Origin of the sequence: Methylophilus sp. Leaf414 (assembly GCF_001425425.1) — a bacterium.
Classification (GTDB): Bacteria; Pseudomonadota; Gammaproteobacteria; order Burkholderiales; family Methylophilaceae; genus Methylophilus.
Window position 1 is genome coordinate 153,247 of sequence record NZ_LMQQ01000002.1, and the last position, 19,095, is coordinate 172,341.

Annotated in this window: 18 protein-coding genes; 9 read left to right on the plus strand and 9 right to left on the minus strand. The window is 51.5% G+C overall.

Translation table 11 applies throughout. The features are described 5' to 3' along the window. The first annotated feature begins 143 nt into the window (after positions 1–143). The 6 genes from ASG24_RS05180 to ASG24_RS05205 are packed head-to-tail and all read left to right on the plus strand — an operon-like array spanning position 144 to position 5,651. The gene (locus tag ASG24_RS05180) at positions 144–1,193 is read left to right on the plus strand and encodes a MoxR family ATPase (protein ID WP_055868675.1); all 1,050 of its coding nucleotides are present in this window, start codon (positions 144–146) and stop codon (positions 1,191–1,193) included. 23 nt (positions 1,194–1,216) lie between these two features. Beyond that, positions 1,217–2,122: a DUF58 domain-containing protein gene (locus ASG24_RS05185; protein WP_055868677.1), complete on the plus strand. Its 906-nt coding sequence runs from the start codon at positions 1,217–1,219 to the stop codon at positions 2,120–2,122. 40 nt (positions 2,123–2,162) lie between these two features. Continuing rightward, positions 2,163–3,152: a hypothetical protein gene (locus ASG24_RS05190; RefSeq protein WP_235562315.1), complete on the plus strand. Its 990-nt coding sequence runs from the start codon at positions 2,163–2,165 to the stop codon at positions 3,150–3,152. Then, positions 3,149–4,114, plus strand: a complete 966-nt coding sequence (locus ASG24_RS05195) for a VWA domain-containing protein (RefSeq protein ID WP_055868680.1) — start codon at positions 3,149–3,151, stop codon at positions 4,112–4,114. The genes ASG24_RS05190 and ASG24_RS05195 overlap by 4 nt, the downstream gene beginning before the upstream one ends. Further along, the gene (locus tag ASG24_RS05200) at positions 4,111–4,689 is read left to right on the plus strand and encodes a hypothetical protein (RefSeq protein ID WP_055868682.1); all 579 of its coding nucleotides are present in this window, start codon (positions 4,111–4,113) and stop codon (positions 4,687–4,689) included. Before ASG24_RS05195 ends, ASG24_RS05200 begins: the two co-directional genes overlap by 4 nt. Continuing rightward, positions 4,686–5,651, plus strand: a complete 966-nt coding sequence (locus ASG24_RS05205; RefSeq protein ID WP_055868684.1) for a vWA domain-containing protein — start codon at positions 4,686–4,688, stop codon at positions 5,649–5,651. The genes ASG24_RS05200 and ASG24_RS05205 overlap by 4 nt, the downstream gene beginning before the upstream one ends. Positions 5,652–5,715: 64 nt before the next feature. Here ASG24_RS05205 and ASG24_RS05210 read toward each other — a convergent pair whose 3' ends face one another. The 4 genes from ASG24_RS05210 to ASG24_RS05220 all read right to left on the minus strand — a co-directional run bounded on the left by ASG24_RS05210 (position 5,716) and on the right by ASG24_RS05220 (position 8,977). Then, complete coding sequence (locus tag ASG24_RS05210) at positions 5,716–6,822, minus strand: catalase family protein (RefSeq protein WP_055868686.1); 1,107 nt, start codon at positions 6,820–6,822, stop codon at positions 5,716–5,718. A gap of 186 nt (positions 6,823–7,008) precedes the next feature. Then, entirely contained in the window at positions 7,009–7,164 is a 156-nt protein-coding gene (locus ASG24_RS14740) for a hypothetical protein (RefSeq protein ID WP_200934448.1), read from the minus strand. A 264-nt stretch (positions 7,165–7,428) separates the two neighbouring features. Next, entirely contained in the window at positions 7,429–8,058 is a 630-nt protein-coding gene (gene ycaC, locus ASG24_RS05215; RefSeq protein WP_055830611.1) for an isochorismate family cysteine hydrolase YcaC, read from the minus strand. 58 nt (positions 8,059–8,116) lie between these two features. Continuing rightward, entirely contained in the window at positions 8,117–8,977 is an 861-nt protein-coding gene (locus ASG24_RS05220) for a pirin family protein (RefSeq protein ID WP_055868688.1), read from the minus strand. A gap of 113 nt (positions 8,978–9,090) precedes the next feature. On the opposite strand from ASG24_RS05220, the gene ASG24_RS05225 reads away from it, so the two are divergent. From ASG24_RS05225 to ASG24_RS05235, 3 genes are all read left to right on the plus strand, one after another. Beyond that, positions 9,091–9,987 carry a LysR family transcriptional regulator gene (locus ASG24_RS05225; RefSeq protein ID WP_055868690.1) on the plus strand — a complete coding sequence of 299 codons (897 nt, stop codon included), beginning with the start codon at positions 9,091–9,093 and terminating at the stop codon, positions 9,985–9,987. Positions 9,988–10,042: 55 nt separating this feature from the next. After that, positions 10,043–10,615 (plus strand): antibiotic biosynthesis monooxygenase, encoded by a 573-nt coding sequence (locus ASG24_RS05230; RefSeq protein WP_055868692.1) that lies wholly within the window; start codon positions 10,043–10,045, stop codon positions 10,613–10,615. Positions 10,616–11,054: 439 nt separating this feature from the next. Then, positions 11,055–13,067, plus strand: a complete 2,013-nt coding sequence (locus ASG24_RS05235) for a bifunctional diguanylate cyclase/phosphodiesterase (RefSeq protein WP_235562316.1) — start codon at positions 11,055–11,057, stop codon at positions 13,065–13,067. Positions 13,068–13,100: 33 nt separating this feature from the next. On the opposite strand, the gene recG is transcribed toward ASG24_RS05235, so the two are convergent. The 5 genes from recG to ASG24_RS05260 are packed head-to-tail and all read right to left on the minus strand — an operon-like array spanning position 13,101 to position 19,013. Further along, positions 13,101–15,152 carry an ATP-dependent DNA helicase RecG gene (gene recG / locus ASG24_RS05240; RefSeq protein WP_055869343.1) on the minus strand — a complete coding sequence of 684 codons (2,052 nt, stop codon included), beginning with the start codon at positions 15,150–15,152 and terminating at the stop codon, positions 13,101–13,103. 20 nt (positions 15,153–15,172) lie between these two features. Further along, the gene (locus tag ASG24_RS05245) at positions 15,173–17,389 is read right to left on the minus strand and encodes a bifunctional (p)ppGpp synthetase/guanosine-3',5'-bis(diphosphate) 3'-pyrophosphohydrolase (RefSeq protein WP_055868694.1); all 2,217 of its coding nucleotides are present in this window, start codon (positions 17,387–17,389) and stop codon (positions 15,173–15,175) included. A gap of 6 nt (positions 17,390–17,395) precedes the next feature. Beyond that, positions 17,396–17,611: a DNA-directed RNA polymerase subunit omega gene (rpoZ, locus tag ASG24_RS05250; protein WP_055830603.1), complete on the minus strand. Its 216-nt coding sequence runs from the start codon at positions 17,609–17,611 to the stop codon at positions 17,396–17,398. Positions 17,612–17,664: 53 nt separating this feature from the next. Next, positions 17,665–18,276: a guanylate kinase gene (gmk, locus tag ASG24_RS05255; protein ID WP_055868696.1), complete on the minus strand. Its 612-nt coding sequence runs from the start codon at positions 18,274–18,276 to the stop codon at positions 17,665–17,667. Further along, on the minus strand, positions 18,273–19,013 hold the full coding sequence (locus ASG24_RS05260) for a proteasome-type protease (RefSeq protein WP_055830598.1): 741 nt from the start codon (positions 19,011–19,013) through the stop codon (positions 18,273–18,275). Before ASG24_RS05260 ends, gmk begins: the two co-directional genes overlap by 4 nt. Positions 19,014–19,095: the final 82 nt, after the last annotated feature.

Sequence of the window (19,095 nt, forward strand, 5' to 3'; positions counted from 1 at the left end):
CCTAGCTATTGCTAAAAATCTGGACTATGTAACCTTCACTATATCGCATATTTAACTGGACCAGCAATGTTCTCAAAACTGGAGGATTGTGGACTAGTTACATTCTGTTACATTTTTGAAACATTCTATTAAAGGAAACATTCATGTCAGCTCCTCTGGATATTCAATTGGCAGATTGGCGTAACCATGCACTCAACCTGGAAAAGCAGGTCAACCAGGTGATTGTCGGTCAGAGCAAAGCCATTCGTTTGATGAACATTGCGATTTTTGCCCGTGGCCATGTGTTGCTGGATGGCGGCGTCGGCGTGGGTAAAACTACCTTGCTGCAATCCATTGCGCGCGGTATCGGTGGCGCTTACGAGCGGATTGAGGGCACGGTGGACCTGATGCCGAATGACCTGATTTACCACACTTTCCTCGGCCCGGACGGACGTCCACAGATTGATGAAGGCCCGTTGTTGCGCGCGGGTGAAGACTTGTCTGTGTTTTTCTTTAACGAGATCAACCGTGCGCGGCCACAGGTGCATGCCCTGATGCTGCGGGTGATGGCCGAGCGCCATATCAGCGCGTTCAAAAAAGAATACCGCATGCCGCACATGATTGTGTTTGCCGACCGTAACCAGGTGGAAAAGAACGAGACGTTTGAAATCCCTTCTGCGGCGCGTGACCGTTTCATGATGGAGATCCCGATTGAGATTCCCGCTGACCGCGAGCTGAAAAAATCGCTGGTGTTCAATACCAAGTTCCAGCATGCCGAAAAACTGACGCAACAGGTGGAGAGCGATATTCTCAAATTCGACCAGTTGAATGCGTTTTCAGACCGCTTGCAAGACCACATTCAATCCAGCGATGTGCTGGAGGAGTACACCATGGATTTGTGGGATGCGACGGTGAACCCGGAAAAATTTGGCGTGACCATGGACAGTGTCGATATCTCGCGGTTGATCCAGGCCGGGGCCAGCCCGCGCGGCATGGGTATGCTGATGAAAGCGGCGCGTGTGAATGCCTGGCTGAATGGCCGCGACAGTTTGTATCCGGAAGATATTCATGCCGTGTTCCACGAAGTGATCTCGCACCGCCTGGTGTTCAATGCCGCGTATGAAAACCGCAGGACGGCGCTGGCACGTGAGTTGACCAATAACATCATCCGCACGATTGCGGTACCTAGCCTGAGCTTCAGCAAAGCGGCCTAAGCAGGCATTGAAAGAAAACCCACATGCTACGTTCATTCAAAAAAGCCGATAAGAAAGCGCCGGCGCTGGCCGATGAAGCTGGCTATGCGCAGCCGTTTGAGTATGTGATCGGCTGGAAGTCGGACAGCATACAGCTGGGGGATCATCCGGGCACGCAGCGCGGCATCGGTTCAGATTACCGCGGTACGGTGAACCTGGTGGATTACCCGGATGCGCGGCGCATGGATTTGCGCCAGACCATACGCGACCCGTTCGAGCAGGTGAAGGTGCGGCAGTTTAACCAGGACAGCACCACGCCGATTTATGCGGTGTCCGATTTATCCAGTTCCATGCAGTTTCGCGGGCACAAGCGCAAGCTGGATACCGCGATGGAAGTGGCGACGGCGGTGGCGAATTCGGCTTATCACGCCGGCGATTTGTTCGGGTTTATCGGTTACAACCAGCAGGTGCTTGAAGACTACACCTTGCCGTTAAGCCGCAACCTGCACCAGAGCAAAGCCACTATCGCCATGTTGCATGACTACCAGCATCTGCGCATAGGGGTGGAAGGTGTGGCGGATATGCCTAACTTTTTAGGCCAGACGCGGGCGCTGGTGTTCTGGATTTCAGACTTTCATATGCCGCTCAGTGTGATTGAAAAAACCTTGTCAGCGATGTCGGCGCACAAGGTGATCCCGGTTGTGTTGTGGGACGATGAGGAATACAAAAAGCTGCCCAAGTTTGGCTTTGGCACCATGATAGACCTGGAAACCGGGCGCAACCGCACACTGTTTTTCCGCAGCGAGGTAAAGGCCAAATTCGTGGATGCGTTCAATGCGCGCAGGCTGGCGCTGGAAGCCTTGTTTTTGCGCTTTGACAGCCCGGCGTTGTTCATGCACGGCGACTACCGGCCTGAACTGATGACGCATTATTTCGAGCAGGCCCTGTAAAGCAAGCCACTTTGACACGATTAAATAAGCGAATTAGACAATGATGCTAAATCAGATTTCAAACATGATCAAGGCCACGAATAAGCTTAAGCACAAGCCGCTGCAACTGATTTTAGTTGCCAGCTTGTTATTCACAGCTCATATCGTGCTGGCTGAACAGACGACGCCGACAGAAAAACCGGTACCGCAACCGACGGTAACAGTCAAAAATCCGCCATCGACCAATGGTGTGCATATTGGTGATGTACTGCGCAGGACGGTGGTAGTGGAGGCGCCAACAGCGATGACACTGGCCGAAAATGCCTTGCCTAAAAAAGGCAGCAAGCATGACGGCATAGAGTTGGTCGGGGTGGCGTTACAAGGCCAGCCGCAATCCGGCCACACTCAATACACCCTGCAACTCAGCTACCAGGTATTTGCTGTCAGTGCATACCCTAGCGTTATGCACTTGCCTGCGCAGAAACTCACATTCACCGGCGCGGCGGCCAGCACAGTAGAAGTACCTGCCTGGGGATTCTGGTTCTCACCATTGGTGACTGGCGGCACCGCCACGGCCAGGAAAAATCTCCTGCCTGAGTTTAAAACACCGTTGATTGATAGCCGTGCAGATCAGCAACGGTTGGGCCTGTTCTTAACCTTGCTGGTTGCCAGCCTGGCGGCGCTGCTTTATATCAATGCCGATGGTCACTGGTTACCGTTTATGGGCGGCGCGTTTGCCCGCGCACATCGCCAACTCAAACGCCTCGCAAAGTCATCCAGACCGAAAACGGCGGTGGAAGAGAAAAAAGCGTTGGTGTATTTGCATCAGGCATTTAACCAGCATTATGGTGCCAATATCTTTGCGCGGGATATCGAAGAATTTGTGAATTTGCGCCCGGGCTTTAAAGGTTTACAAAGCGAAATCACACAATTTTTTGAAGCGTCCAATCAATCCTTGTATGACGTCAAACCACGTGACAGCCGCCAGGTGATTGCGCAACTGGTGCAGCTCAGCAAGCAGCTGCGTGATTGCGAGCGGGGCGTGGCATGATTATTTTGCATCCGTGGGCATTCGCGCTGCTGCCAATGGCGCTGTTGCCGTTCTGGCTAAAAGGCCACCAAGGCCAGCATTACAGCTGGCTGGATATCATGCCTGAAGACCTGTTTTCTGACCGGCTGAACCTGGCGGTCAAGGTGGTGATGTCTTTGCTGTTGCTGTGCATTGTGATTGCACTGGCTGCGCCCCGAGGTTCTGACGAACAGGTACAGCGGGTAGGCAAGGGTGCACAAACGGTGATGGTGATAGACCGTAGCGTCAGTATGGATCACCCGTTTGCCGGTGATTCGTCCGGCCATGTGGCGGAGATCAAATCTGCCACCGCTCGCCGCATCATCACGCAATTTATTGATTCGCGGCCAAACGACATGATGGGCGTGGTCGGCTTCACCAACTCGGCGTTATACGGCATCAAAATCACCACCAACCGCGATGCAATCCATGCCGCGATTGTGGCGGCGACCAGCCCGTCGTTAAACCAGACCAATATCGGCGCCGGGTTGACCGAAGCGGTGGGCCTGTTCGATAACATCCAGAACTCAGGTTCCCGTGCCGTGATTTTGCTGTCGGATGGCGCCGGCAAGCTCAGTCCACGCGTGAAATTTCTGCTCAGCGAGCGCCTGAAGAGCCGCAAGCTGAGTATCTACTGGATCATGTTACGCGAGCCGGGCGAGGCGAGTATTTTCTCGAAAGAGCAATATGACGAAGGCCGCACGCCCAACTCTATCGTGCTGCATAAATACTTCCAGTCACTGGGGCTGAAATACAAAGCCTACGAAGCGGACAATCCGGAAACCTTGCAGTCGGCGATTAATGACATTGATACACGTGAGAAAAAAGTCATTAAATATACCGAAACCATCGCCGGATTTGATTATTCGAATATTTTTGTGATCAGTGCGCTGGTGCTGGTGTTGTTGATCCTGGGCATTAAAAATTTGAGGGTGTATGAATGAAAAACCATATAACGCACACACGGTTAACGCGTAAAAACCAGGTGCTGGGATTGCTCTTTTTCGTTGGCCTGGTCGGCAGTGTGTACGAAGGCTTACAGGTCAGTCAGATCGCCAGAGCCAACCGTACCTTGCAAAGCGGCGAGGTGCTGGATGGTGACCAGTTTGCATTTCACCGGAAATTTGCCGATGCTTACCAGCAAGGGAAAACCGGCAACTTCAAGCATGCTAGCCAGAATTTTGGCCAATTGCTGGAAGCGCCAAAAAAACAGGATGAGCATGGCTTTGAACCTGACGAGAACCTGAAATCGCAGATTCAATTCAATATCGCTAACCACCTGTTCCGTTCAGGCCTGCAACGTCTGGTAGAAGCTGATGGATCTATCCAGGAACAGGCAAAGTTTGATTACCTGCAGGCGCGCGCTTCTTACGAGCAGGCGCTCAGATTAAATCCGGCCAACCAGGCAGCCAAATTCAATCTGAGTTTATTGCACGGCGTGATTCCGAGGCATATTAAAACCGTGCCGCAGGATCCTTCCGGCCTGGAAATCAGCAACTTGCCACAGGGTTTGCCATGAAGCGACTGTATAACTGCCTGACACAAAACTACGAAACGGTCTTTTTGCTGGCTGCAGCGGCTTTCCTGGTATTAGCGTTGGTGAAGCCGGAAATCCAGCTCAAGCAGGCAGTGCATAACTATCTGCTGCTGGCCGATATCTCGCAGAGTATGAATGCGGAGGATATGAAGATCGGCGATAAGCCGGCGACACGCTTAGCCTATACCCAGCATCTGATGAAGCGGGTGGTGAAAACCTCACCTTGCGGCACCTATGTCAGCGTCGGTGTATTTGCTGCTGAAAATGTAGCCCTGCTATTTATGCCACTGGAAGTATGCGCTAACTTCGACATCATTACCGATAGCATTAATCACCTGGAGTGGCGCATGGCGTGGAGCGGCAACAGCCGTATGACGTTTGGCGTGAAAGCGGCGGAGGCGACGTTCGATTACCTGAATATTCCGGCGCAGATGCTGTTTTTTACCGATGGCGATGAAGCACCGAAAGCCAATGGCATCAACAAGCTGGATATCAGTGATGTGCGCATAGGCAAGAATGTGATTTTTGTCGGCGTCGGCGGCACCGAGCCTTCACCGATCAAGCGCTTTAATGCCAATAACAAGTTTATCGGTTACTGGGGTACTGATGCCGCTGCCGAAAGCGCGGGTGGTGGCGTCAATTACAATGACGCCAGTAAAGATGACCCCGACCCACCGGTGGCCTATGCCGAATTTGACCGCTATTTATCCAGCCAGGATGTGGAGCATTTGAAAGAACTGGCGACAGATATCAAAGGCCAGTATGTGGCAGGTGTAGACCAACCGGCGTTTTATGAGTTTGTGCAATCGCAAACACCGGCAGCCAAATTCGTGACCAGCTATTCCGTGAAATGGCTTTTCCTGATTTTGGCAGCGCTGATGGTCATCGCGACCTATCTGCCCGATTTACTGGCTTATCGCTTGCGTGTACAGCCAGCGGTGTAACAACAGCTAAATAAAAACGGCGACCCATTGGCCGCCGTTTTTAATGCCTGAGTTTTATTCAGTATCAGCACAAATCATCAAGATTGGTAGGTTCGGATATCGTTTTCGCGCCCGGGATACTGCTGGCGCTTTTGGACATTTCGTAAGTCATTTTCCTTAAACGCGTCACCGAACCCAGTGGCCGGTGGGATTTGATGCCATGCCATGGAGAGAACATCATGCCGCTATCCACTACTTTGGAGCGGTAAGGGCTCCAGGCTATTTGCGGTTTGGCGGTAATCCTGGCAATCGGCAGGTAAGGAGAGTCCTCTTCTGACCAGATCACAGTAGCATCTTCTATTGGCATTTTGTTGATATCGGTGCAAAGCTGCACCCGTAACTCCCACACCGCAGTGTTGGTGATAAAGAAATCGACGACCGATTTTTTCAGGCTGTCAGAGGCAAAACTGATATCCACCGGCTTGTTGGTAAGTGCGAGCAGGGCAGGCGCAACCGGCACCAGTGCCACTTTGGCCATATAGTTGCCATACAGGATGGGGTCCTGGCTGAAATAGGTTTCGCCCAGGATATTGGTTTCCGGCTGACCCTCGCAATTCAGCAAACGTTGTCGGCCGCCACTCAGGGAGTCAATCAATTTGGAGGTGGATTGCAAAATTTGCGCAAGGAACTCCTTAAATTCCGGGCTGTTATCCGTAGTGGCTAATATTTTCAGGTTAGATAGAAAATGCTGCACGCTGGATGACAAAAAACTGGAGCCATTCACAAACAGGAAATTCTGGGTTGTGGCTTCTTCGCTACCGCTGAGGCGTTCACCTTCTACCCCGAGAATCTTGATAGCGAGGCTACGGGGCGTGCACAGTTTGTCATTCAGGATATCGCCTGGTACCGTGGAAAAGCGCATGACTAATGGCAGTTTTTTCGGCTGGGCAAACATCCCTTGTGCCAGTTGCTCAGGCAGGTTGTCGTAGATTTCCATTTCGCCATAAATCAGGCCATGGCTGCTGGTGTGCACACTGCGCGTGGAATAGACAGAATGACGGTCATTCGTTTCCGAAATTTTCCGTAATGTATATTGCAGGTTCCCTCTTCGTTTTGTTTCGCTTTCATCCAGCACTTCATAGGCCGGGTGATAGTTGAGGGGTGATATTCCAATATCCGCAGTTTTTTGCATACAAACCCCGCCTTCTCAAACTCAAGTTTGTGTTTGTAAAAACAAACTTGTTTATGTACGTTATTCAAAAACTTTTAGGTCAACTGCGCTACTGATACGTTTTATGATTGCTACCTGTGATACCCAGGCTTTTATCCGGCGATAATCCACCTTATATTGATTAAAATGTATTTTGTTTAGTAAGGCTTATGACGATTTAGTTTCACCTGCATGTTTTCTTTGCTTGTTCACAATCCTGGCAGCCACTTCTTCTTCGCGACCAGGGTAGCGATGCTCTTTTTTAAACTCGGTTTTTAGTTTGTCGTATTCGCGTTCACGCTTTTGGCTGGATCCTCTGGGCATTTGAATACTCCTTCCAAGTGTTAATGGAGAGTGCAAACGGCAGCCGCTATGGCTGCCGTGTTTGTCTTGTTGTGAACATGAATGCGAAATTCATTTCAAACACGACAATTGTAGCTTACGCTTGAGAATGTAAATTTTTAATAAGGGTTTTTCTCATTGTTTTGTAGGATTATCTTTATGTGATGTGCTCGCATCACTATGCCGCTGAATGATGTCGCATAAACAAAAAAGACCCTGTTGAGGGTCTTTTGATTTTAAACAAGATTATTTAGCTTGCAAGGTATTGTAGGCTGTCATCAGGTTGCGGTAATCCGGGATATGGTTGGCGCACAAAGTCCCCAGGCCTTCAATATCACGGCGCCAGTCGCGATGCAGTTCGCAGGCCACCCCAAACCAGGTCATCATTTGCGCGCCGGCGGCTTCCATGCGGCGCCAGGCTGCATCGCGAGTCAGTTCGTTAAAGGTGCCGGAAGCGTCACCCACCACAAATACTTCGAATCCTTCTTCAATGGCAGACAGTGCCGGGAAAGCCACGCATACTTCAGTCACCACCCCGGCGATAATCAGCTGCTTCTTGCCGGTGGCCTTGATGGCTTTGACAAAGTCTTCGTTATCCCAGGCATTGATCTGGCCGGGACGGGCGATGTAGGGCGCATCCGGAAACAAGGCTTTCAATTCCGGCATCAGCGGGCCATTCGGGCCGGTTTCAAAGCTGGTGGTGAGGATGGTAGGCAAGTTGAAAAACTTGGCCGCATCCGCCAGCGCCAGCACATTGTTCTTGAAACGGTCCGGCTCGATATCGCGTACCAGCGATAACAAGCCGGCCTGGTGGTCAACCAGCAGTACTACTGCATTGTCGCGGTCAAGACGTACGTAAGGTTTGTTGTTGCTCATGATAAATCCTCTCAAAAATATAGTTTTAGTGTGTGAACTTCAGTTTAAAAAAGCTTGTTTAAGCAGTCGCAAAGCGGCCCAGGTTGTAATCATTAATGGCCTGGTCTATTTCTTCCCAGGTGTTCATGACAAACGGTCCATGACCTACCACCGGCTCGTTCAATGGTTCGCCATTCAGCAGCAATAACACGGTGTCCTGCTGTGCCTGCAATACCAGCTCGGTGCCTTCGCGCTGCATGACGGCCAGTTCAGAAGGGCGGATGGTATGCACACTGCCGGTTTTCACTGCGCCTTTGAGTACGAAAATGGCAGTGGTATGCCCTTCCGGCAAATTGAACACAGTGCGGGTACCTGCATTCAAACGTACATCCCATACATTCATGGCACTGAAGGTTTTGGCCGGGCCGGTTTGTCCGGCATATTCACCGGCAATCACCCGTACTTTGCCTGCTTCACCAGGTAATGCCACTTCCGGGATATCCGCTTTGGTAATACCCTGGTAGCCTGGCTGCGTCAGTTTGTCTTTGGCAGGCAAATTCACCCATAACTGGATCATTTCAAACGGGCCACCATTTTTCGCGTAGTCATCGCCGTGATATTCCTCGTGAATGATGCCTTTACCAGCGGTCATCCATTGCACTTCACCAGGACCGATGGTGCCACCGGCATTGGTCGAGTCATGGTGTGAAACCTGGCCGTCGTAAACGATGGTCACTGTTTCAAATCCACGGTGCGGGTGTTGCCCTACACCACGCCGCTGTTCAGTCGGCTCGAAGCGGGCAGGACCTGCGTAATCCATCAGCAGGAATGGAGACATTTCTTCCGCGATATCACGGTAGGAAAAAATGCTCTGCACCGGAAAGCCATCGCCTACCCAGTGGTTGCCATTACTACGTTTGATAAAAGCCAGTTTTTTCATGATGTGCTCCTTGTGAATTCATGTCGTGTTGCGATGGTTCTCACTATAAACACATGACTTTTAAGGCACTAGATGGTTAAATGTGAAATTACTTTTCATTTAATTGAATAATCATGGACTTTAACGAAGCAGCGGTATTCGTGAAAGTAGTGCAGGCCGGGAGCTTTAGTGCGGCAGCGCGGCAATTAGGCTTACCGACTTCTACGATCAGTACCCGGGTGGCACGACTCGAAAAAAGGCTAAGCGTGACCTTGCTGCAACGCACTACCAGGCGATTGCACCTGACCGAGGCCGGGACGCTTTATTATGAACAGGCATCCATAGGGCTGGGATATTTGATGGAAGCCGAAGCGGCACTGGATGCCGCGCGGCTACAGCCACAAGGCACGTTGAAAGTCACCGCACCTGCCGATCTGGGTGACGCCTTGCTGGCCGGGCTGGTAAAGCGGGTGCAAACTGAGTACCCCGACCTGGTGCTGGAGATGTTGTTAACCGACCGTTATGTTGACCTGATTGCAGAAGGCGTGGATGTCGCGATCCGCACCGGCGAGTTACGTGATTCCAGCCTGATTGCTAAATCATTGGGGTCTATCCAGTGGGCATTATTTGCCAGTCCGCTATATTTACAGCAGGCGCCGGCCTTGGAAGCGCCGCCCCATTTGCATGCGCACACTTGCTTGCAATTTACACCGATGGGCCGCGAGCAATGGTTGCTCAGCAATGAACAGAGTGAAATAAGTGTGCCCATGAGCGGGCGCACGATGGTGAACAGTATTGGCGTGATCAAGGCAATGGCCGAAAATGGGCAGGGCGTCGCCTTGTTGCCTACTTTCATCTGCCAGCCTGCGCAGCGTAGCCAGCAATTGGTACGCGTATTACCTGCCTGGTTGGGGCGTGCGGACGCGGTGCATCTGGTTTACCCGCAACAACGTTTTATGCCGCCCAAACTACGCGCCTTTATAGAGGTGGCAGTAGCAGAATTAAAAACACAGTTTAAAGAAACACTCTGATGTTTGCGCCCAACGCGCGCTTTGACATAGACAAATATAAGAAAGGACCACAGATATGAGCCAGCAAGATTCAATCACCATGCAACATGGTGCCAGCGCCATCATTATCCATCGCGTCAGTGAAGCGCAGCAGGCAGCTTATGAACAGTGGCTGGAAGAGATCGGCCCTGCCTGCCGTGCGTCAGAGGGTGCGCTGGACTGGCATCTGATACGTCCGATTGCTGGTTACTCGGATACTTATTCTGTGATTATCCGTTACGACAGCGAACAACATCTTAAACAATGGATGGCATCACCCAGCCGTCAGCAACTGATTGCCAAAATTGAACACATACTGAATGCCAAAGATAGCTACCAGATTAAAAGTGGCCTGGATTTCCTGTTTGTGCCTGAAGCGGCCAAAGCTTCGGTGCCAGTGCGCTGGAAGCAATTTTTAATGACCTGGTCGGCCATTTTTCCGCTGGTAAGTTTGGTCTCCCTGGGGATGATACCGCTGATGGATAAAGTGGGTTTCCCGCAAATTTACCTGTTGCATACGCTGGTGATCACAGGGATCGTTGTCATGCTGATGGTGTATGTCGTCATGCCCCGCTATGCAAAATTAATGAGAAATTGGCTGCATCGTTAACCAGGGCCTGTTAACACTATTTCAGTTGCCGCTGCTGGAAAGTCGTTGCGCAAGAAGGAAAGAGCGAGGAGTCGCTGGCTACATAAGCGATTGACAACATAGGGAACGAATAAATGACTCCAGCCCTCAGGGTTGCATCTGGCATGAGCGCTATCATCGGCGCTTGTTGGAAATAACCAAACTGCACTTCTCACGCCTTGAAAGCACTCATGCCAGATGCAACATCGACACTTGAAATAGCGTTAACAGGCCCTAGCGTGTCTTATTTAAACCAATTTTAATTAATCTTTCGCAAAACCTCGCTTTGTAATAGTGTTTTTGTATCGCTTTAGGCGCATGATCTCAGCATGAATGCCAGGTAATCAATACCTTGCATCAATTAAAGTGTAGAGCCGAATGACCGTTGAATAACACATAACTACACTCAGGGGGTCGCAAGTTGGATAAAGCGGCGGAATCAGCAGCATTAAACGCAGAAATTGTGGAAATGCTGTATGCGAATAATCGTAGGTCACTGATGGCAGCCATCGTGGTCATGGCCGCGCTGTTACTCACGCAACTTCACCTGATCAATTCCAGCATTCTCATCATCTGGTCTGTCATTTTCCTGAGTGCCTATGGCAGCCGTGGTTACCTCACCTTCAAGTATTACAAGGATCAGCGGCGTACATTGCATAGCATGCACTGGTTACAATGGTTTCGTTTCAATACCGGCTTTTGCGGGTTAGCCTGGGGCCTGGCCGGCATATTACTGTTTCCTGAAGCGGCACCTGCCAACCAGGCATTCCTGATTTTTGCACTGGTCGGAGTGTCTGGTGCCGGTATCATTATTTATTCTGTAGATAGCTTCACATCCAACCTGTTCACTGGCGGCATCGTGGTATTTATGATTCCGCGGTTCCTCACCCATGGCACATCTGTGTCTATTGCGCTGGCGGTGCTGTTTATTGTGTATGTGATCTATGTCAGCGTGGCCGGGAATGCGCTGGCCAAAAGCCTGCGTGAAAATATCTCGTTGCGCATTGCTTCCAATCTCGATAACAAAAAAGTGCATCAACTGGCCTATTATGATTTTCTGACGGAGTTACCAAACCGGCGCTTGCTGTCAGACCGCTTGCAGCAGGCGTTTGTGCGGTGCGCACGCGGGCAATGTCACGGGGCAGTGTTATCGCTGGATTTGAATAATTTCAAAGGCCTGAATGACAGCATGGGCCACCAGGCCGGCGATGAGTTGTTGCAGCAAGTGGCTGCCAGGTTGCAGCAGTGCTTGCGCAAAAAAGACACTATCGCCCGCATGGGTGGCGACGAATTTATCGCCGTGCTGGATGAACTGGGGTGCGACAAGGCGGAAGCGATCAGGGCTGCGCAGGTGACCGCTGAAAAAATGATGGCGGTGTTTTCTCAGCCTTTCCAGTTGCAGCAAAGCAAATACCGTACAACGCCTAGCATAGGCATTTGCCTGTTTCACAGTGATGATTACAGTGAAGAAGAGGTGCTGAGGCGTGCGGATATAGCCATGTACCAGGCGAAAAAATCCGATAACCTGAACAGTATCCAGATGTACGACGAGCTGCTGCACCCGGCGATTGAAATGCGTGCCACACTGGAGAATGACCTGGCGTTTGCCTTGCAGGGTAACCAGCTATTACTCTATTTCCAGGTACAAGTGGATGAAACGCATAGACCTATAGGCGCGGAAGTATTATTGCGCTGGCAGCATCCGACCCTGGGCATGATTCCACCCGATCAGTTTATCCCGATTGCGGAAGAAACCGGCGAGATTGTGCCTATAGGGCATTGGGTGCTCCAGCAGGCATGCCGGCAACTCAAGCAATGGGCCGAGGCGCCGCTGACACGCACACTGACACTTTCAGTCAATGTCAGCGCGGTGCAATTCAACCAGCCGGATTTTGTGGAAATAGTGAGTGATACGGTGTTAGGCAGTGGTTGTGATCCGCGCTTGTTGAAGCTGGAGCTGACCGAGAGCCTGATGGTCAGGAACGTGGAAGAAATCATCATTAAAATCCAGGCTTTGAAAGCGCTGGGCATGACATTTTCGCTGGATGACTTTGGCACCGGTCAATCTTCGTTATCCGTGCTGAAACGTTTGCCATTGGATGAGCTGAAAATCGATAAGAGTTTTATCAAGGATATCCAGCACAATGCATATGACAGTTTCATCGTAGAAACCATTATCAATATGGCGAAAAACCTGGGCCAGACTGTCATCGCTGAAGGCGTTGAAATACAGCAGCAACAAGCCTTGTTACAAACCATGGGTTGTCGATTGTTCCAGGGCTATTTGTATAGCCGGCCATTGCCGCTGGGAGAGTTTGAATCAAGCTTGCATACAGGACTGGTCCATTCCCGCAGCCAGCAATCCCGGGTGGCACCGGAAGATAAAGCAAAAACCAAGAAGCGACAAAAAGCCTCTCCCACAGCTGAATTCTAAAGCCCGCAACTAGCTAAACCGTTGGTTCCTGACTTACACTTTTACCAGTTCGTCGCCATGACTCAACCAGCGTTGCAGATGCGCTGCCACCGCCTGCGGTTCGCGTTGTAACAGCTGATCCGCCATTTGCTTGGCTGCTTGCAGTAACGCTACATCCCGTTCCAGGTCTGCAATTTTCAGCATGGGCACACCGCTTTGACGGGTGCCCAGCAATTCGCCCGGACCACGGATATGCAGGTCGGCTTGCGCAATATGGAAGCCATCATTGCTTTCGTAAATCACCTTCAGCCTGGCGCGGCCTATCTGTGAACATTGCTGTTTGTTATACAGCAAAATGCAGGTACTTTTAGCCGCGCCGCGACCCACACGGCCACGTAACTGGTGCAATTGGCTTAAACCCATGCGCTCGGCATGCTCTATCACCATCAGGCTTGCGTTGGGGACATCCACACCCACTTCGATCACCGTGGTGGCTACTAGCAGATGGATCTGGTTGGCAGAAAAAGCCTGCATCACTGCCTGTTTCTCGGCTGACTTCATGCGCCCATGCACCAGTCCCACCTGCAGCTCAGGAAATGCCTGCTGCATATACGCATAGGTATCATTGGCGGTTTGCAATTGCAGGGTTTCCGATTCTTCAATCAACGGGCACACCCAATATGCCTGGTGCCCCTGTGCGCAAGCCTCGCGTACACGCTGTAATATCTCGTCGCGGCGGTCATCCGCCACCAGTTTGGTTGCCACCGGGGTACGTCCGGGCGGCAGCTCATCAATCACCGATACATCAAGGTCGGCGTAATAACTCATGGAAAGCGTACGTGGAATAGGTGTGGCGGACATCATCAACTGGTGCGGCTCCAGATCGCTACGCTGGCCTTTTTTGCGCAATGCTAAGCGCTGGTGCACACCAAAGCGATGTTGCTCATCCACAATCGCTAATCCTAATTGTTTAAACTGCACTTCTTCCTGAAATAAAGCATGCGTGCCTACCGCTAAAATAGCGTCACCATTGGCAATGCGTGCCAGTGATTGCTCACGCGTTTTTTTATTCTGGCTGCCGGTCAGCCAGGCAATCTCTATACCCAAAGGCGTTAACCAGCTACTGAGTTTCTTGTAATGTTGTTCAGCGAGGATTTCAGTCGGTGCCATCATGGCTACCTGCCAGCCATGTTCTATCATCTGTAATGCTGCCAGGCATGCAACGATGGTTTTCCCGCTGCCGACATCGCCAAGCAACAGCCGTTGCATGGGGTGTGGCTGGCTCAGGTCATTGCTGATTTCGGAGATGACTTTTTGTTGTGCCGTGGTGAGTTCAAATGGCAGGCTAGCCAGTAAACGTGCATTCAGTGTTTTGGAGCGCGGCGTTGCCGGCGCGAGTGCCTGTTTACGGCGGGCATAGTGCTGGCGCATGGATAATTGCTGCGCCAGTAATTCGTCATAGGCCAGCCGTTGCCAGGCGGGATGACTATGGTTTTCCAGGGTAGGTAAGGCGATTTCCGGGCTGGGCTGGTGCAGTAGTTGCAGGCTGCTGGCGAAGTCTGGTAACTGCAACGGTGTGTATACCCAGGCAGGTAATGTTTCCTGCAAATACTCCGCTTTTAACACCAGGTTCACCACTTTGCGGATGGTGTTCTGGCTCAGGCCCGCGGTGGTCGGGTAGACCGGTGTCAGGGCAGTGCTGACCGGGGTATCTTCTTTGACCTTGCGTTGCTGCGGGTGCACCATCTCATAGCCAAAAAAGCCGGGGCGCACTTCGCCAAAAGCGCGGATGCGGGTACCGGTCTGCATGGCGGCAATCTGGCTGGGATAAAAGTGGAGAAAGCGTAAATTGATGATGCCGGTATCATCCTGCACCCGCACATTGAGCATTTTCCGCGGCTTGTAACTGACCTCGTTATGCACCACCATGCCTTCAATCTGCGCCTGTTCTCCCTGCCGCAAATCGCGGATGGCGGTGACATGGGTTTCATCCAGATAGCGTAGCGGTAAATGCAGCAGCAAGGCCTGCGGCGTGTGTATAGCCAGTTTTTCCAGCTGGCTGCGTACGGCAGGGGTGAAACCTCGGATATCGCTCAAGGAAGGCATGCTGGCCATTCACCCGCCGTTTACTGGATACGTTGTTCCAGCTGGTTGCCCTTGACCCGGTTAATGCGCACCACTTGCTGGATCTTGCGAAGGTTGCGGATCAGGGTCGCCAGATGTACGCGGTTGTGCACCTGTAAGGTAAAGTTCACATTGGAATACTGGCTGCCATCGCTGGATTCGACACTGACGTTATCAATATTGGCATCGGCATTGGCAATAGTGGCTGCAATTTTGGCCAGCATACCGCGTTCGTCGACCACAGAAATACGCAGGTTGACGCTGAACAGTTTTTTCGGGTCGGCATCCCATTCCACATCCAGCCATTTTTCCGGATCCAGCTTGAATTTGCGGATTGCCTGGCAATCATGGGTATGAATGACCAGCCCTTTGTCTTTATTGATAAAGCCCAGGATAGGGTCGCCCGGAATCGGCCGGCAGCAGGGGGCAAATTGTACTGCCATACCTTCTGAACCACGGATGGTAATGGTATCCAGCGTCTTGCTTGTTTTATCTTCAGTGTCCGCCGGATGCGCCAGCAACTGGTGCGCGACCATCAGGCTGTTACGTTTGCCCAGCCCGATATCGGTCAGAATCATTTGCCTGGTTTTGGCGCCGTAGTCATTCATGACTTTTTGCCATTGTTTGTCCGAAATATCACCCGGCTGGATATGCATCGCGCGCAAAGCGACATTCAGCATACGCTCGCCAAGCTGGGCAGATTCTTCGACTTTGACTGTTTTCAGGTAATGGCGGATATGCGAACGTGCCTTGCCGGTGACCACATAATTCAGCCAGGCCGGGTTAGGTTTAGCCAATGGCGCGGTGATGATTTCCACATGGTCACCATTGCGCATTTCAGTACGTAATGGCGCCAGCTCGTTATTGATTTTAACCGCCACGCAACTATTGCCGACATCAGAGTGCACTGCATAAGCAAAATCCACCGCGGTAGAACCGCGTGGCAAGGCCATAATGTTGCCTTTAGGTGTGAATATATACACTTCATCCGGGAAAAGATCGACCTTGAAGTTCTCCAGGAACTCATGGCTGTCGTCACTTTCGGTCTGGATTTCCACCAGGCGTTGCAGCCACTGGTGGGTTTGCTGCTGCAGCTTGGTCAGGTGCGCATCTGTCGTTTTGTACAACCAGTGCGCGGCCACGCCCGCATCGGCGATATTGTGCATTTCCTGGCTGCGAATCTGTACTTCTATCGGCGTGCCGAACGGGCCAAACAGCGTGGTATGCAAAGATTGGTAGCCATTGGCTTTGGGAATGGCAATATAGTCTTTAAAACGGCCTGGAATGGGCTTGTATAAAGCATGTAATGCGCCCAATGCCAGATAGCAGGCGGCAGTGTCTTTTACTACTACGCGAAAACCGTAAATGTCACCAATTTGCGACAATTTCATCGATTTTTCACTCATCTTCTTGTAAATGCTATAAAGATGCTTCTCGCGACCTTCTACATTAAATTCAAGTTGATATTGTTTAAGCTGATTCTGGATGGATTCCAGAATCTTGCCTATCACTTCCTTGCGATTGCCGCGCGCGGTGCGGATGGCCTTATCAATCACGCGGTAGCGGTTGGGATATAAATACTTGAGGCTCAGGTCTTCCAGTTCATGAAAGATCGGGTTCAGGCCCAGGCGGTTGGCAATCGGCGCGTAAATATCCAGTGTCTCGCGCGCAATGCGTTTTTGCTTTTCCGGACGCATGGCATCCATGGTTTGCATGTTATGCAGGCGGTCTGCCAGTTTAACCAGGATGACGCGTACATCCTGGCTCATGGCCAGCAACATTTTGCGGAAATTCTCTGCCTGTGCCTGGGTCGCGGTTTGCAGTTCGACTTTATCCAGTTTGGTCAGGCCATCGACGAGGTCGGCGACTTGCTTGCCAAATTTTTCTGCGATTTCCGCACTATTTACCTCGGTATCCTCCACCACGTCGTGCAGCAGAGCAGCCAGCAGGGTGGGCAAATCGAGGTGCAGCTTCGCCAGGATGCAGGCGACAGAAATCGGGTGGGTGATGTAAGGTTCGCCAGTTTTACGGGTTTGACCGGCATGTGCTTGTTCGGCATAGCGGTAGGCCTGCCAGACCAGCTGTACTTCTTCTTCGTTAAGGTATTTCCGGATCAGCTGCGTGAGGGGGGAATCCTCACGGTCAGCCGGGAGTAAGTCTGCCGCTTCTAAAGGTGATTTAGACTTGCGATAGGAATGGTCACCTTGGGTATGCGGCATGACTGCTTAAGCCTGCCCTTTTTTTTCCAGAAGTTCAACGCCGATTTTGCCTGCGGCAATTTCACGCAGGGCAATCACGGTTGGCTTGTCTTTTTGCGCGTAACCGGCCACCAGCGGGTCGGAACCGTTAGCGATCTGTCGGGCGCGGTAAGCGGCTACCAGGGTTAATTGAAAACGATTAGGGATATTGTCCAAGCAATCATCGACGGTAATACGAGCCATATAAAACCTTTATATTGTATTGAATCACAGATCAGCGGCGGATTGCGCTGGTATCAGGTGAGTAATTGAATCAGTGACGCGTGGCAGGCAACCTGGCGGTCAAGCTGCAAGCGCTTGGCACGCACGATAGCCATTAAATCCTGTAGAGCCACGTCAAAATTGTCATTTATTGTAACATAATCAAACTCATGCACGTGACGCATCTCCTCACGCGCAGCCGCCAGGCGCTTGGCAATCACTGCCTCGCTATCCTGGCCGCGTGCATTCAGGCGGTGTGACAGTGCTTCAATCGAAGGTGGCAAGATAAAAATCGAAGTCACTTGCGGAAACAGGGTGCGGATCTGTTGTGCCCCTTGCCAGTCAATTTCCAGAATAACGTCACGCCCTTCGGCCAGGGCACTTTCAACTTCAGTTTGCGCAGTGCCATAGCGCGCGCTGTGTACATGCGCACTTTCAAGAAAGCCACCCTTATCCAGAATCTCCATAAATGCCGATTCAGGCACAAAATGGTAGTGGATACCGTCTTCTTCCCCCGGACGCGGTTCGCGCGTGGTGTGCGAGACTGAGAGTTTCAGTAAGGGATCTTGCGCCAGCATGGCACGCACCAGGCTGGTTTTACCGGCACCTGATGCGGCAGAAATGACAAATAAATGGCCGTGACTCATTGCGAGCCCCATTCCGGATTAGGCAGGGAAGAAAATACTGCTCTCAAGCCTTCGCCCCAGCCTTTGTGTACGCTGGCGTAATACGGGTCACGTTCGGTCAGGCGCTGACGGCAATCCGCGGTAAGCGTGTCCGTACGGTAAATCATCAGGTCAATAGGCATGGCAACAGAGATATTGCTGCGGATAGTGGAATCAAATGAAATCAGCACACATTTCACCGCTTCCATCATATCGGTTTTGTGGTTGATGACGCGGTCAATAATCGGCTTGCCATATTTGGTTTCGCCAATCTGCAAATAGGGCGTATCCGAGGTGGCTTCGATAAAATTGCCCGCAGCATAGACATTGAACAGGCGTGGTTTTTCACCCTTGATTTGCCCGGCCACCAGAATGCTGGCAGTGAAATCGATACCATGTTCCTTCAGCGTTTCGCCATCGCGATGATAAATGCTGCGCATGGCTGCGCCCACCACACTGGCGGCTTCAAACATGGAATGCACGCTGTATAAATTTGCGGTTTCCGGCTCGGGTTCCTTAAGCTGTTCACGCAATAAATTCACAACAGATTGGGTAATCGCCAGATTGCCCGCCGTGAGCAGCACAATCACACGCTCACCCGTTTGCTCAAAAACATGCGTTTTGGGGGCAATGGCTACCTGGTCAACACCCGCATTGGTGCGTGTGTCAGACGCGAGCACCAGCCCTTGTTCCAGCAGGATACCTACACAATATGTCATAACGGTATGGAAGAAAAAGCGGAGTCGCTAAAGTGACATGATAGCACGGGCGGTCTGCACGACTCCACTGTTGCGAGTTGGC